This window comes from Sphingobium sp. BS19 (assembly GCF_027925545.1).
Taxonomy (GTDB): Bacteria; Pseudomonadota; Alphaproteobacteria; order Sphingomonadales; family Sphingomonadaceae; genus Sphingobium.
This window is the reverse complement of sequence record NZ_BSEF01000008.1, coordinates 69,756-83,419: the sequence shown is the minus strand read 5'-3', so window position 1 is coordinate 83,419 and position 13,664 is coordinate 69,756. Positions and strand designations below refer to the sequence as shown.

The window sequence follows — 13,664 nt, the reverse complement described above, 5'->3', positions numbered from 1 at the left end:
GGTGGATGGGATGCACGCAAACATAGAGCAAGCCCCCGCGAAGGGCCAGAGCCGAAGGCCAAATCGTCAGTTTTTCGCGGATTCGATCGATTTTGCGCTCTGCCCGAACAGAATCTTGCGTTCTTCCTCCGTGCGGATGCCCGACGGGTTGGGATTGATCTCCGGCCCGCGCGCATAGGCGCGTGTTGTCGCAGGCCGCGCCGCGATTGCATCGAACCAGCGATGCACATTGGGGAACTCTGCGAGATCCTGTCCCTGCGCTTCAAACGGAACGATCCACGGATAGATCGCCATGTCGGCAATCGAATACGCCTCGCCTGCAACGAACGCCCGATCCGCGAGGCGCTTGTTCAAAACGCCGTACAAGCGATTGGTTTCGTTGACGTAGCGATCAACAGCGTAGGGGATTTTCTCCGGCGCATAGTTACGGAAATGATGGGTCTGCCCAGCCATCGGGCCAAGTCCGCCGACTTGCCAGAACAGCCATTGCAGCACTTCATTGCGACCGTGCGCGTCGGTGGGCAGGAACTGGCCGGTCTTTTCCGCCAGATACAGCAGGATCGCACCCGATTCGAATAGCGCAACAGATCCGCTGCCGTCCTTCGGCGCGTTGTCGACTATCGCGGGCATCTTGTTGTTGGGGGAGATCGCCAGAAACTCGGGCGTGAACTGCTCGCCCTTGCCGATGTTGATGCCGTGGAGGGTGTAGGGAATGCCCGCTTCCTCCAGGAAAAGAGTCACCTTATGCCCATTGGGGGTGGGCCAGTAATACAGATCGATCATCGCGGGGAGGCTCCTTCGATACGCGGCGGTGGGCCACGCTGTCCCGACATAGCTAGGACGCAGGTGTAACGGTTCAACGGGGCACAGCGATTTTTATCGAAGGAGGCTGCGACATTTGCGTCGATCATACGTTCTGCTACGCCGCCAGTTCTGCCACTGCCAAGAGGTGCTCGTGACCGTCGTTGCTGCCTATCTGTACCGTGACGGGCGTCAGGTACGTCCCATTGCCATCGATGAGATCAACCCCTGCCACGGCGGCGCGTCCGAATTCGTCTGGATCGGGCTTGTCGAACCGTCCGAAGGCGAATTGCGCACGCTCCAGACGCAGTTCAGGCTCCACCCGTTAGCGGTCGAGGATGCGTTGAAGGCGCATCAGCTTCCCAAGGTGGACATCTACGGCGAACAGTTGTTCGTCGTCGCCCGCACTGCGCATCTGGAGGGGGAGACGATCCATTATGGCGAAACGTCGATCTTCGTTGGCACGAACCACATCATATCGGTGCGTCATGGCTCCGCCCGCGCGCATACCGAACTGCGCAGCCATCTGGAGGCAGCCCCCGCATTGCTGGCGCATGGGGTGGATTATGTGCTGCACGCGATCCTGGACTTCATCGTCGACGGCTATCTGCCTATCGTCGAGTCGATCGAGGAGGAAGTCCTGCAGATCGAACAGCGGGCGATGGATGCTTTTCTGGTTCGGGAAGACGTGACCCGCATCTTCAATCTGCGGCGGGAATTGATCCGGTTCCAGCGCATATTGGGGCCCATGGGCGAGCTATGCAGCAAGTTGGTCAATCTGGAGATGCCGTGCGTCGATATAGAGACGCGGCCCTATTTCCGCGACGTGCTGGACCATGTGCGACGGGTAGAGAACATGACCGGCGGCTTGCGCGACGTGCTGACGTCGGTGTTCGAAGTCAGCACCTTGCTGGAGCAGCAGCGACAGGGCGCTATTACGCGGCAGTTGGCAGCGTGGGCGGCCATCCTGGCAGTTCCTACGGCGATTGCGGGCATATACGGCATGAATTTCGAGCATATGCCCGAATTGAAGAGCGTCTATGGCTATCCCGCCGTGCTGATAGTCATCGCGGCGATTTGCACCGCCTTGTACGTCAGGTTCAAGCGAGTCGGATGGCTATAGCGATCAGAGGATCGCGACGATCCCAACGGCGATCCCCGCCCACAGTATGAGCGAGGCCCCGACGATGACGGGGATGCCATAGGCCATGCGGCGGGCGTCCGGCGCATCCTGATCGAACGCATTGCCCGGTGCAACGACAAGATCGTCGGCAGGCGTCGGCTCGCTTTTCAGGAGGGCGGCGCTGACCATGGCTTCGGTGATGGGAGTCAGGAACTGACAACCTGCAAGCGCGCCGCTGCTCCACGTTACGCGGGCTTCAGTAGCGGCGCCGCGCGGCAGCGTGATCGTGATCGGATCGCCAACGGCGAGCGGTCGCGACGCGCGAAGCAATGCACCGCCCACAGAAATATCCATGATAACTGCCGTATCCGGACCCGAATCGGCGATACGCAGGAACAGCGGTTTACGCGCTTGCCGCCGTGGCTGCTGGCCCGGCGTGCCTTCTGGCAGAGAATAAGACGGTTCGACCACGTGTTTGCTCCGGCGATTACTCCAAAGCCTTAGCACCGCGATGGTTGCCAAAGCGTTTAGAAACCTGCGCCTTCAAATGCAGCTACTTACGCCGCGTATAGAGCAACGCTGCCACGATTGCCGCCGAGCCAATGCCGACCGCTGCACCAATCGCGACATTCTTCTTGGTCGAGCCCTTGTTGGCCTCTGTGGAGGCTGGCGCAGGTGTGGCAGGAACGTCTTTATCACTGGTCATACATCTTCTCCAGATCTGTATGTCGCCTAACGCATCGCGCGACGCAAGGATGCGTACGAGGCCGCTGGCCCGCTTAAGCAAAAGGGCCGACCTTTCGGTCAGCCCCTGCTCCGCTTGCGCGGTATAAGTCCCCTGGTGCACCCGGAGCGATTCGAACGCCCGGCCCTCAGATTCGTAGTCTGATGCTCTATCCAGCTGAGCTACGGGTGCGTCAGGGAAGTGCGCAGATAGAAGGGGGATGGAGTTCTGGCAACCCCCTTTTACCGTTTAGCGCGCTTTATTTATTCAGCCCTTATCCCCGCGCCTTCAATGCCGCCTGCGCCGCCGCCAAACGGGCGATTGGCACGCGGTATGGCGAGGCAGATACGTAATCGAGACCTGTCGCTTCGCAGAAGGCTATAGAGGCAGGATCGCCGCCATGTTCACCGCAAATGCCCAGCTTGATGTCGGGGCGGGTCTTTCGACCGCGCTCGGCAGCGATCTGGATCAGTTCGCCCACGCCTTCCACATCAATGCTGACGAACGGGTCGCGCGGGAAGATGCCCTTATCGACATACGTACCCAGGAACCGGCTGGCGTCATCACGGCTGATGCCAATTGTGGTCTGCGTCAGATCGTTGGTGCCGAAGGAAAAGAATTCGGCGGCCACCGCGATTTCCCCTGCCTTGAGCGCTGCGCGTGGCAGTTCGATCATGGTGCCGACCAGATATTCGATGGTCTTGCCACGCTCGGCGAACACAAGCTGCGCCTGCGCGTCGACGATCGCCTTCATCAGCTCCAGTTCCTTCGCCGTGGCGACGAGCGGTATCATGACTTCAGGAATCGGGGCAGCGCCGCTATGCTCGGCAACGTCGATTGCTGCCTCGAATATGGCACGCGCCTGCATTTCGTAGATCTCAGGATAGGTGACGCCCAGACGACAACCGCGATGGCCCAGCATCGGGTTGAACTCATGCAGTTCCGAAGCCCGACGCTTCAACACGTCGATGCCGACGCCTGCTGCCTTGGCCACTTCCTCGAACTCAGCTTCCTCATGCGGCAGGAATTCGTGCAGCGGCGGATCGAGCAAGCGGATCGTGACAGGCAGGCCTGCCATCACCAGGAAAATCTCGGTGAAATCGCTACGCTGTTCGGGAAGCAGCTTTTCGAGCGCTTCGCGGCGGCCCTTTTCGCTGTCGGCCAGAATCATCTGACGTACAGCGGTAATGCGGGCCGCATCGAAGAACATATGTTCGGTACGGCATAAGCCGACACCTTCCGCACCGAATTCACGCGCCGTCTTGCAGTCGAGCGGAGTTTCGGCGTTAGCGCGAACCTTCAAGCGGCGGACCTTATCGGCCCAGACCATCAGCGTACCGAAGTCGCCCGCCAGTTCAGGCTGTACGGTTGGCACCGCGCCGGACATGACTTCGCCGGTGGAGCCGTCGATGGTGACGATGTCGCCTTCGACCAGTTCACGACCGGCGACGCGCAGAATCTTGGCCTTCGCATCGATCGAAATGCTGCCAGCGCCGGAAACGCAGGGACGCCCCATGCCGCGCGCTACCACGGCAGCGTGCGACGTCATGCCGCCACGCGCCGTCAGGATGCCCTTGGCCGCGTGCATGCCGTGAATGTCTTCAGGGCTGGTTTCCGTGCGGACGAGGATGACCGCGTCGCCCATTTCGTTGCGACGCTCAGCTGTATCGGCGTCGAACACGACCATGCCGGAGGCGGCACCCGGAGAGGCCGGAAGCCCCTTCGTGAGTACATCGCGCACAGCCGTCGGATCGAGCGTGGGATGCAGCAACTGATCCAGCGCCGAAGGATCGACGCGGGCAACGGCTTCCTCTTCCGTGATGAGACCTTCGCCTGCCATGTCGACGGCCATTTTCAGTGCCGCCTTGGCAGTACGCTTGCCCGAGCGCGTCTGAAGCATCCAGAGCTTGCCCTGCTGCACCGTGAACTCAATGTCTTGCATGTCGCGATAATGCTGTTCCAATATCTGGAACACTCGCGCCAGTTCGGCGTAGGTTTCGGGCATCGCTTCTTCCATCGAAGCAGCCTTCGCCCCTGCCCGTTCGCGCGCGGCGAGCGTCAGATATTGCGGGGTACGGATGCCCGCGACGACATCCTCACCCTGCGCGTTGATCAGAAATTCGCCGTAATACACGTTCTCGCCGGTCGAGGGATCGCGGGTGAAAGCGACGCCGGTGGCGGACGTGTCGCCCATATTGCCGAACACCATCGCCTGCACATTGACCGCCGTGCCCCAGTCACCGGGGATGTCGTTTAGGCGCCGATAGACCTTCGCGCGGTCCGCCTGCCATGATCCGAACACTGCGCTGATCGCGCCCCAAAGCTGATCGTGCACATCCTGCGGGAAAGGCTTTTTCCACTGATCGACAACGATCTTCTTATATTCAGTGACCAGCGCCTTCCAGTCGTCAGCGCTCAGTTCGGTATCGAGCGTGTAGCCATGATCTTCCTTGGCGATTTCGAGGGCTTCCTCGAACGCGCCATGATCGAGTTCCAGCACCACGTCGGAATACATCTGAATGAAGCGGCGATAGCTGTCCCACGCGAACCGCGCATCGCCCGATGTGTTGGCCAACCCCTCGACCGTTTCGTCATTGAGGCCAAGGTTCAGCACGGTGTCCATCATGCCCGGCATCGACACGCGCGCGCCCGAACGGACCGATACGAGCAGCGGATCGGCCGCATTGCCGAAGATCTTGCCCGTCACGCCTTCGATATGGGCGATGCCGTTGGCAACTTCGACGCGCAGGCTGTCGGGGAATTTCTGCCCATCGACATAATAACGGGTGCACATTTCGGTCGTAATGGTGAAACCCGGCGGAACCGGCAGCCCGATAGATGCCATGCCATCCAGATTGGCGCCCTTGCCACCCAGCAGGTTCTTGTTACCCTTGCCGCCATCGTCCACGCCGCCGCCGAAGCGATAGACATAGCGGGCATCGCCCGTGCCGGAAGTGTCGGTGGTCTTGTCGATAACGGTAGCCATGGTCGTCCCTCTGCACTGGGCAATTATGTCTTATCACGTTCGCGCATTGTGCGCTGCAACACAGATTCGTTCAAGGCAGGAGTTGGCGCGTTTTGCAACCCGTATCGTATCGGGTCACCCCATTCGCTTGCCATTCCCTCGCATTTCGCGAAATATTATTACAAATCAACCTTCGATGCGCGAGAAATCGGCAACGCCATGCACCGCGTCGCGCATCCGCGCCAGCAGGGCGAGGCGGGCGGCGCGTTTGACGGGATCGGCGTCGTTCACGGTGACGCTTTCGAAAAACGCATCGATGGGTTCGCGCAAGGTAGCCAGAGCGGCCATTGCGGCGGCGAAGTCTTCGCTGGCAATGGCGGCTGTGGCACGCGGTTCGGCGGCATCTAGTGCGGCGATGAGGGCGGCTTCTGCGGGTTCGGGGAGATATCCTAATTCCGTCATGCCAGCGTAGGCTGGCATCTCATGAGGAGGCGCGCCATCGCCTGAGACCCCAGCCTTCGCTGGGGTGACGACTGTGGGGGAAGGCACCTCTTTCTTGAGGATATTCGTCGCGCGCTTGTATCCAGCAAGGAGATTGACGCCGTCGGGCGTTTCAACAAACGCCTGCAATGCCTTCACGCGGGCAAGGAGGCGGACGAGGTTGTCCTCTCCGCCGAGGGCAAATACCGCGTCGATTAGGTCGTGACGAACACCGGCTTCCCGTTGCTGGACTTTGAGGCGGTCAGCGAAGAAGGTTTGAAAGGCTGGAAATACATCTTGTGCAGTGATTGGAGCAGGCACAACCTCAATTGGGTCGCCGAATGAGCCAAGGAGAACTTCACCATCTGCTTGTATTTCAAAATTGGTGACGTTGTCATATTTGAATTTTACTGATTTACTTTTCAGTAACCGACTAATCCAAAATTGCCAATCATCTGCATCCTCATCTGTGGCTTGAAGAAGAAATATCCAACCGACAGGCTCAAATGCTTTCTCAAAGGCCATTCTCAAATTGAGATCCAGCCCGTTGCGTTGCAGAAGAGAAAGCACAGATAACGCAGCACGCCTCAGCGCAAACGGATCACGGCTTCCACTTGGAAACTCGCCGATACCGAAGAATGATACGACCGTGTCCAGCTTATCCGCCAAACTCACCGCCACCGTCACTGGCGCAGTCGGCACGTCATCACCCTGCCCGACCGGTTTGTAGTGGTCGCGGATGGCGTCAGCTACGGCATCCGGCAGGCCTTCGGCGCGGGCGTAGTAGCCGCCCATGATGCCTTGCAATTCGGGGAACTCGCCGACCATTTCGGTGACGAGGTCGGCTTTGCACAGGCGGGCGGCCTGTTCGGCCATGTCCGCCAACTCACCCTTCGTCATGCCAGCGTAGGCTGGCATCTCAGGCGTTGAAGCGCCTTCGCTTGAGACCCCAGCTTTCGCTGGGGCGACGGTTTGGGTTGTGGGAGAGGATTTTACTATGCCCTCTTCAACCAGCCAGCGCGCCAGCTTCGCCACCCGCTCGACCTTATCGGCGACGGTGCCCAGCTTTTCGTGGAAGGTGATGCGTTCCAGCTTCTTCGCGTGATCCTCAAGCCGCGTCTTCTTATCCTGTTCCCAGAAGAAGCGCGCGTCGCTCAGGCGGGCGGCGAGGACTTTGCGGTTACCCGCGACGATAGCAGCGCCCCCGTCTATGGCGTCGATATTGGCGGTGCAGATAAAGGCAGGCGCCAGTTTGCCGGATGCGTCGCGCAGCACGAAATATTTCTGGTTGGTGCGCAGGGTTAGCTGAATGACTTCGGGTGGCACCTCAAGGAAATCGGGGTCAAAATCGCCCAGCAGCGGCACCGGCCATTCGGTCAATCCGGCATTCTCCGCGACCAGTCCCTCGTCCTCGACCAGCGTCAAGCCGAGCGCGGCGGCGGCGTCCTGCGCCTTCGCCTCGATAAGCGCCATGCGCTCGGAATGATCGACGATGACGTGGCAGGCGCGCAGCTTTTCGACATAGTCGTTTGCGCCGCCGATGGTAATGCCATCGGGATGATGAAAGCGATGGCCGCGCGTGGCGTAGCCGGAACGGATGCCCTCGACGTCGATATCGACCAGTTGCTCGCCAAGGATCGCGACAATCCCCTGCAGCGGGCGGACCCAGCGCCGGCTTTCAGTACTCTGGCTGGCTGTGCCCCAGCGCATGGATTTGGGCCAGGGAAAGGCGCGGACGATGGCAGGGATCGCTTCGGCCAGCACGTCGGCGGTGGCGCGGCCCGGCTTTTCGATGATCGCGAACAGGATCACGTTGCCCTTGGCGTCGGGACGCTCGACCAGTTGTTCGCGGGTGAGGCCCGTCTTGCCCAGAAACCCTGCCAGCGCCTGTGGCGGCGCATCGGCGCGCGGGCCTTTCAATTCCTCGTTCCCCGCTTCAGTCTGAAGCGGGAGGCCGCGCGCGATCAGGGCGAGGCGGCGGGGCGTGACGAAGGATTGGATGCTGTCGGGTTTCAATCCGGCTTCGGCCAGCTTTTCCGCGAATAGGCGCGCAAGGTCTTCGGATGCCTTGATCTGCATCCGCGCGGGGATTTCTTCGCACAGGAGTTCGAGCAGGAAATCGGTCATCACGCGGCCCATCCGTTGGTCTTCATCCACGCTTCACAACTTCCCTTGGCCATGTCGCGGACGCGGCCCATGTAGCTGGCGCGTTCCTGTACGGAGATGACGCCGCGTGCCTGCAGCAGGTTGAACACGTGGCTGGCCTTGATCGCCTGATCGTAGGCCGCGAGGGGGACGTCGGCGGCGATGCTGGCCTGGCATTCGGCCTCGGCATCCTTGAACCAGCGGAACAGCTTTTCGGTGTCGGCGATCTCGAAATTCCATTTCGACATCTGCTTCTCGTTCTCAAGGAACACGTCGCCATAGGTGACGCCCGCATCATTGAAACGCAGGTCATAGACGCTGCCGACACCCTGAATATACATGGCGAGACGTTCAAGACCGTAGGTCAGTTCGCCCGCGACGGGCTTGCAGTCGTAACCGCCCATCTGCTGGAAATAGGTGAACTGCGTGACTTCCATGCCGTCGCACCACACTTCCCAGCCCAGCCCCCAAGCGCCGAGCGTCGGGCTTTCCCAGTCATCCTCGACAAAACGGATATCGTGGAGCAGCGGGTCGATCCCGATTTCGCGCAGGCTGTTCAGATACAAATCCTGAAGGTCTGGCGGGGACGGCTTCATGATGACCTGATACTGGTAATAATGCTGGAGCCGGTTGGGGTTTTCGCCATAGCGGCCATCGGTCGGGCGGCGCGAAGGCTGCACATAGGCGGCGTTCCACGGGTTGGGGCCAAGCGCGCGGAGCGTGGTCGCGGGATGGAACGTCCCTGCCCCCACTTCCATGTCATATGGTTGCAGGATCACACAGCCTTGCTTGCTCCAATAGGCATGGAGGGTCAGGATCAAGTCCTGAAAGCTGAGCGTATCGGGCTTTGCGGCCATGTTCCCTCTGTATTTCCTTGGCGCACCTGCGCTGCAATTCGCGTGGCGGTGCCTTGGCGCATGGGCGCTTATGGGTCAAGTCGATGCGGCGCCATGAAGATGGTAAAAGGCCTTGTTCCGGCGGAGGCGCGACCGCATCTATGCAGCAATATTCCCAACCGGAAAGATCCCCTGCGTGCACCTTCGTTTCAAATGGTCGCTGTCGACCCTGCTTTCTTCTGCGCTGCTGGCGCTCTCGGCGCCCGTCGCGGCGCAGACGCCAGAACCAAGCGCCGACCCGGCCCTTTGGGTGGTGAAGGACGCGGACACCACCATCTATCTGTTCGGCAGCGTGCATGTGTTGAAGCCGGGCATGGTATGGTTCGACGACGAAGTGAAGGCAGCTTTCGACAAAGCCGACACGCTCGTACTCGAAATGGTCGAGCCGGATCAGGCGACGATGATGCAGAAGGTCACAACGCTGGGCGTAGACCCTGATGGGCCGCCGCTCAGTGAAAAGCTGGCGGCGGACAAGCGGCCCGCTTACATCGCCGCGATGACCGCCAACGGCATTCCGTGGCAGGCGCTGGAGCAGTTTTATCCCTGGATGGCGGGCGTTACACTGGCCGTTGCGCCGCTGAGCAAAATGGGCTTCGCCGCCGATCAGGGCGTGGAAAAGATACTGACTGCGGCTGCGAAGCAGGCAGGCAAGCCGGTCGAGGGGCTGGAGACGGTCGATCAGCAGCTTGGCTATTTCGCGGGCCTGCCAGAAGAACAGCAGGTGGCGTTCCTGAATGCGACCGTCGCGGAATTGCCCGACATGCAGAAGACATTCGACCAGATGATCGCAAGCTGGAAGAAGGGCGAGACCGAAGCGCTGGGGCGCGAGATGAATGCCTCGCTGGAGACCACGCCAGAGCTGGCGCAGGTGCTGCTGTTCAATCGCAATGCCAATTGGGCAAAGTGGATCAAGGCACGGCTGGACAATCCGGGCACCGTGTTTATCGCGGTGGGTGCGGGACATCTGGCGGGGCCGAAGGATGTGCAGGATCAGCTCGAAACGCTGGGCATAAAGACGCAGCGGGTGACCAAAGCCGATTTCGGATTGAAGTGATCCGCTCTTGATCCGCAAGCCGTTCATTACCGTCATCGGGCTAGTCCTGCTCCTGCTGGGAGCATGTAAAGCCGATGAGCGCGAAGCCAGTCGACAGACCGGACCGGCCCTTTGGAAAATCGAGAAGGACGGACAGAAGGGCTTTATATTTGGGACGATCCATGTTCTCCCGCGAGATACAGACTGGCAAACGCAGGCGCTGCGGCAGGCAATGGCATCGTCCGACAGACTGGTTCTGGAAGCATCGGGACTGGACGACGTAGCGAAAACACAGAAGATTTTCGACGAGATGGGTTTGAGCGCTGGCTTGCCGCCGCTTGCGGCCCGTGTTCCGGCGTCCGACAGACCTGCGCTGGAAGCACTGGCTGAGCGTGGGGGGATGCGAACCGACGATCTGTCCCGTTATGAAAGCTGGGCTGCGGCTCTGCGGCTCGCAACTGTGGGGCAGAGCGACAGCGGTGTTTCGGGTGACGATGGCGTGGAGCCGACGCTGACCAAGGCATTCAAGGCGGAAGACAAACCGATCTTGGGATTGGAAACGGTCGAGGACCAGTTCGCGCTGTTCGACCGCCTGCCCGAAGAGGTGCAACGTCGGCTTTTGCGGGACACTGTGGAACAGGGGAATGCGGGCAAGGACGATTACGTCCAGATGCTGCGCGCATGGCTGGCCGGCGACATGAAGGTGATTGCGCGCGATTTCGTGGCCGACCTTGCGCCGGAGCCGGAACTGGCGGGACCGCTGCTGACGGATCGCAACCGGAAATGGGCGGCGCGTATCCCGTTGCTGCCCGGACGTCCCTTCATAGCGGTGGGTGCCGCGCATCTGGCTGGGCCGGACAATCTACTGACCCTGTTGGAGCAGCAAGGGTACAAAGTTACGAAGATACAGTAGGCGCGCGGCGTCGACACGCACCCTTGCCTTTCGCGCGATTTCTGCTAATGGCCCCGCTCCCGTTATGGTCATCCCTGGAGGCGTGACGGGAATATTGTAACCACTTACCAGTTTTGGAGACACGCAATGAGCGATCAGCTTACGCTGTCGGCCGAGGCACGCGATCGGGCAGGCAAGGGAGCCTCCCGCGCTCTCCGCCGCGAGGGCCGCGTACCCGCCGTCATATACGGAATGAACGAAGAACCTGTTTTGGTTCATGTTGAAGAAAAGGCGCTGAACAAGCTGCTGGGCACCGGCCACTTCATGAACAGCGTCATCATGGTCGAAGCAAACGGCAAGAAAGTCCGCACGCTTCCCAAGGACGTCGCATTCCATCCCGTCAGCGATCGCCCGCTGCATGTCGATTTCCTGCGCGTTTCCGAACACGCAGAAGTGCATGTGAACGTGCCTGTCCGCTTCGAAAACGAAGAAGCAGCACCCGGCCTGAAGCGTGGCGGCGTTCTCAACGTCGTCCGTCATGAGCTGGAACTGATCGTTGATGCGTCGGACATCCCTGACGATATCGTTGTCGACCTGACCGGCTTTGAAGTGGGCGATTCGATCCACATCAGCGCCGTGAAGCTACCCAAGGGCGCGAAGTCGGCCATTGACGACCGTGACTTCACGATCGCCACGATCGTTGCTCCCTCCGCGCTGAAGAGCAGCGATGGCGAAGCAGCCGAGGGCGAAGAAGGCGAAGCAGCGGCATAAGCTGCTTGTCTTTTGTGACGCTAACCCAGCCCCGTTCGTTCCTTGGAGAACGGGCGGGGTTTGTGTTTTGGAGCGAATGAACCAATGCAGCTCTGGGTCGGCCTCGGCAATCCTGGTCCGCAATATGCACTTAACCGGCATAATGTGGGCTTCATGGCGGCGGACATCATTGCCGAGTTGCACAACTTCACCGCCCCATCGCGCAAGTTTCAGGGTTGGGCCAGCGAAGGCCGGATTGGCAGCGAAAAGCTGCTGCTGTTGAAGCCCGCGACGTTCATGAACGAAAGCGGCCGCGCGGTTGGCGAGGCCATGCGCTTCTACAAGCTGGAGCCACAGGACGTCACTGTGTTCCACGACGAGCTGGACCTTGCGCCTTTCAAGGTGAAGGTGAAGCGCGGCGGCGGGACGGCGGGGCATAATGGCCTTCGGTCGATGGATGCGCATATCGGGCCGGAGTTTCGCCGGGTGCGGATCGGCATCGGACATCCGGGGCACAAAGACCGGGTCCATGGCTATGTGCTGGGCAATTATGCGAAGGCGGAAATGGACCCGCTTTCGGATATGCTGGGGGCCATCGGCGCAGAATCGCACTGGCTGGCGGAAGGCGACGATGTGCGGTTCATGAATGACGTCGCCGTTCGGCTGGCGGATTGATTTTTCAAGTAAGGCGGGACCAGAAATATGGGTTTCAAATGCGGTATCGTCGGGCTGCCCAATGTCGGCAAGTCCACTTTGTTCAACGCGCTGACGGAGACGCAGGCGGCGCAGGCGGCCAATTATCCGTTCTGCACGATCGAGCCGAATGTCGGCAACGTCGCAGTCCCCGACCCGCGGCTCGACCAGATCGCCAAGATCGGCGGCAGCGGGAAGATCATCGAGACGCAGTTGGCGTTCGTCGACATTGCGGGCCTCGTGCGCGGCGCATCGAAGGGCGAAGGTCTGGGCAACCAGTTCCTCGCCAATATTCGCGAAGTCGATGCCATCGTTCATGTGCTGCGCTGCTTCGAGGATGACGACATTACCCATGTCGAAGGAAAGATCGATCCGATCGCCGACGCGGAGACAGTCGAGACCGAGTTGATGCTGTCGGATCTGGAGAGCCTGGAAAAGCGGGTTCCGGCGCTGCTCAAGAAAGGGCAGCAAGGCGACAAGGAAGCCAAGGCCGCAGCAGCCGTGCTGGGACAGGCACTCGACCTGCTGCGCGAAGGCAAGCCTGCGCGCCTCACCAAGCCGCGCGACGAAGAAGAAGAGCGCCTGTTCGCGCAGGCGCAGTTGCTGACCAGCAAGCCGGTTCTGTATGTCTGCAACGTGGACGAAGCCAGTGCCGCCGAGGGCAATGCGTTCAGCGCGCGGGTGTTCGAGAAGGCGAAGAGCGAAGGCGCGAGTGCCGTCATCGTGTCGGCGGCCATCGAAGCGGAACTGATCACCATGCCGGTCGAGGAACGTGGCGAGTATCTGGAAGCGCTGGGGCTGGCCGAGGCCGGTCTCGCGCGGATCATCCGGGCGGGATATGAGCTGCTGGGCCTCATCACCTTCTTCACCGTTGGACCGAAGGAAGCGCGTGCGTGGACGGTCGACAGGGGATCGAAGGCACCGCAGGCTGCAGGCGCGATCCATAGTGACTTCGAGAAGGGCTTCATCCGGGCGGAGACCATGGCGTTTGACGACTACGTCAAGTTCGGCGGCGAAGCCGGGGCCAAGGAAGCGGGCAAGTGGCGGTCCGAAGGCAAGGAATATGTAACGCAAGATGGCGACATCATGATGTTCCGGTTCAACGTGTAGCGCGAGGCGGGTTGACGCGCACGGAAAGCGCGCATAGACCTGCCTCATCACG

The 13,664-nt window shown here is 60.6% G+C and carries 12 protein-coding genes and 1 tRNA gene; 6 read left to right on the top strand and 7 right to left on the bottom strand.

Features of this window, described 5'->3' with window-relative positions:
• Positions 1 to 66: 66 nt before the first annotated feature.
• Positions 67 to 783 carry a glutathione binding-like protein gene (locus tag QMG56_RS10655; RefSeq protein ID WP_281822530.1) on the bottom strand — a complete coding sequence of 239 codons (717 nt, stop codon included), beginning with the start codon at positions 781 to 783 and terminating at the stop codon, positions 67 to 69.
• 172 nt (positions 784 to 955) lie between these two features.
• On the opposite strand from QMG56_RS10655, the gene corA reads away from it, so the two are divergent.
• Positions 956 to 1,924 carry a magnesium/cobalt transporter CorA gene (corA, locus tag QMG56_RS10650; RefSeq protein WP_230187367.1) on the top strand — a complete coding sequence of 323 codons (969 nt, stop codon included), beginning with the start codon at positions 956 to 958 and terminating at the stop codon, positions 1,922 to 1,924.
• Between the two features lie 3 nt (positions 1,925 to 1,927).
• Here the strand turns inward: corA and QMG56_RS10645 are convergent, their stop codons facing one another.
• From QMG56_RS10645 to QMG56_RS10620, 6 genes are all read right to left on the bottom strand, one after another.
• Positions 1,928 to 2,395, bottom strand: a complete 468-nt coding sequence (locus QMG56_RS10645) for a PilZ domain-containing protein (RefSeq protein ID WP_230187366.1) — start codon at positions 2,393 to 2,395, stop codon at positions 1,928 to 1,930.
• Between the two features lie 82 nt (positions 2,396 to 2,477).
• A complete protein-coding gene (locus tag QMG56_RS10640) occupies positions 2,478 to 2,630 on the bottom strand; it encodes a hypothetical protein (protein WP_281822529.1) in 153 nt (50 codons plus the stop codon).
• A gap of 133 nt (positions 2,631 to 2,763) precedes the next feature.
• Positions 2,764 to 2,840 (bottom strand) — tRNA-Arg (locus QMG56_RS10635).
• A gap of 82 nt (positions 2,841 to 2,922) precedes the next feature.
• On the bottom strand, positions 2,923 to 5,634 hold the full coding sequence (gene ppdK / locus QMG56_RS10630; protein ID WP_281822528.1) for a pyruvate, phosphate dikinase: 2,712 nt from the start codon (positions 5,632 to 5,634) through the stop codon (positions 2,923 to 2,925).
• 165 nt (positions 5,635 to 5,799) lie between these two features.
• Positions 5,800 to 8,220 carry a glycine--tRNA ligase subunit beta gene (gene glyS, locus QMG56_RS10625; RefSeq protein WP_281822675.1) on the bottom strand — a complete coding sequence of 807 codons (2,421 nt, stop codon included), beginning with the start codon at positions 8,218 to 8,220 and terminating at the stop codon, positions 5,800 to 5,802.
• Complete coding sequence (locus QMG56_RS10620) at positions 8,220 to 9,095, bottom strand: glycine--tRNA ligase subunit alpha (RefSeq protein WP_281822527.1); 876 nt, start codon at positions 9,093 to 9,095, stop codon at positions 8,220 to 8,222. The genes glyS and QMG56_RS10620 overlap by 1 nt, the downstream gene beginning before the upstream one ends.
• Positions 9,096 to 9,270: 175 nt before the next feature.
• Between QMG56_RS10620 and QMG56_RS10615 the strand changes: the two genes are divergently transcribed.
• The 5 genes from QMG56_RS10615 (at position 9,271) to ychF (ending at position 13,612) form a co-directional block, all read left to right on the top strand.
• Complete coding sequence (locus QMG56_RS10615; protein WP_375713679.1) at positions 9,271 to 10,188, top strand: TraB/GumN family protein; 918 nt, start codon at positions 9,271 to 9,273, stop codon at positions 10,186 to 10,188.
• 7 nt (positions 10,189 to 10,195) lie between these two features.
• Positions 10,196 to 11,080, top strand: a complete 885-nt coding sequence (locus tag QMG56_RS10610) for a TraB/GumN family protein (protein WP_281822526.1) — start codon at positions 10,196 to 10,198, stop codon at positions 11,078 to 11,080.
• A gap of 126 nt (positions 11,081 to 11,206) precedes the next feature.
• Positions 11,207 to 11,830, top strand: a complete 624-nt coding sequence (locus QMG56_RS10605) for a 50S ribosomal protein L25/general stress protein Ctc (protein WP_230187361.1) — start codon at positions 11,207 to 11,209, stop codon at positions 11,828 to 11,830.
• An 84-nt stretch (positions 11,831 to 11,914) separates the two neighbouring features.
• Entirely contained in the window at positions 11,915 to 12,484 is a 570-nt protein-coding gene (gene pth / locus QMG56_RS10600) for an aminoacyl-tRNA hydrolase (RefSeq protein WP_230187360.1), read from the top strand.
• A 27-nt stretch (positions 12,485 to 12,511) separates the two neighbouring features.
• On the top strand, positions 12,512 to 13,612 hold the full coding sequence (gene ychF / locus QMG56_RS10595) for a redox-regulated ATPase YchF (RefSeq protein WP_281822525.1): 1,101 nt from the start codon (positions 12,512 to 12,514) through the stop codon (positions 13,610 to 13,612).
• Positions 13,613 to 13,664: the final 52 nt, after the last annotated feature.